The sequence below is a fragment of the Micromonospora sp. ABR4_055 genome, assembly GCF_056160425.1.
Window position 1 is genome coordinate 1 of sequence record NZ_JBSWXD010000348.1, and the last position, 615, is coordinate 615.

Annotated in this window: 1 protein-coding gene; it reads right to left on the reverse strand. The window is 63.7% G+C overall.

Features of this window, described 5'->3' with window-relative positions; genetic code table 11:
• Positions 1 to 570, reverse strand: a 570-nt coding sequence (locus ACXAHD_RS32330) for an IPT/TIG domain-containing protein (protein ID WP_475055211.1), incomplete at its 3' end; no start/stop codon positions are given.
• Positions 571 to 615 lie beyond the last annotated feature (45 nt).

Sequence of the window (615 nt, forward strand, 5' to 3'; positions counted from 1 at the left end):
GTAGGTGAAGCCGTCCGGAGCGACCGCGTCGTCACCCGGCAACACCACCACCACATCAACCGGACCCACCGGCCCCGGCGGCGTCACCACCGTCAACGACATACCCGACGGATCCACCACCAGATCAGTCCCCGGCACACCACCGAACGTCACATCAGTCGCCCCGGTGAACCCGGAACCCGTGACCGTCACCGTGGTACCACCCGTGTTCGGACCCGAATCCGGCACCACCGAATCAATCGTCGGCGGCACATAGGTGAAGATCCCCGCATCCGCAGTACCAGCCGGGAACACCAACACCACATCAGCCGGACCAGCAGCACCCGGCGGAGTCACCACCGTGATCTCCGTACCAGCCGGATTCACCGCGAACCCCGTACCCGCCACGCCATCAAACGTGACACCGGTCGCCCCAGTGAAACCCGAACCAGTAATCGTCACCGTGGTACCACCAGACGTCGGCCCGAAATCAGGATCCAGATCCGTCACCACCGCATCCGAACCATCAGCCAGATACGTGTACGCCAACGGATCAGTCGAACCACCATCAGTGGTCACCACCACATCCACCACACCAGGCGCATGCGCCGGAGTCACCGCCGTCAACGACGTACC